At 47.8% G+C, this 341-nt stretch carries 2 tRNA genes; both read left to right on the forward strand.

The window, feature by feature from the left end:
• The first annotated feature begins 43 nt into the window (after positions 1 to 43).
• Positions 44 to 120: transfer RNA gene (locus tag BJP35_RS00015), tRNA-Ile, on the forward strand.
• Positions 121 to 158: 38 nt separating this feature from the next.
• Positions 159 to 234 (forward strand) — tRNA-Ala (locus BJP35_RS00020).
• Positions 235 to 341: the final 107 nt, after the last annotated feature.

Genomic DNA, 341 nt, shown 5'->3' on the forward strand with positions numbered 1-341 from the left:
CACACAGATTGTCTGATGAAAAACAGCAGTAAAAAACCTCTACAGGCTTGTAGCTCAGGTGGTTAGAGCGCACCCCTGATAAGGGTGAGGTCGGTGGTTCAAGTCCACTCAGGCCTACCAAATCTGTCATGCAGATTTGAAGAGGTTGGTCATACGATGGGGCTATAGCTCAGCTGGGAGAGCGCCTGCTTTGCACGCAGGAGGTCTGCGGTTCGATCCCGCATAGCTCCACCATCTTTTACTGCGAAAACAAGAAAACTTCAGAGTGAACCTGAAAAGGTGCACTGCGAAGTTTTGCTCTTTAAAAATCTGGATCAAGCTGAAAATTGAAACGACACACA

Source organism: Enterobacter sp. J49 (genome assembly GCF_002148625.1).
GTDB lineage: Bacteria > Pseudomonadota > Gammaproteobacteria > Enterobacterales > Enterobacteriaceae > Enterobacter > Enterobacter ludwigii.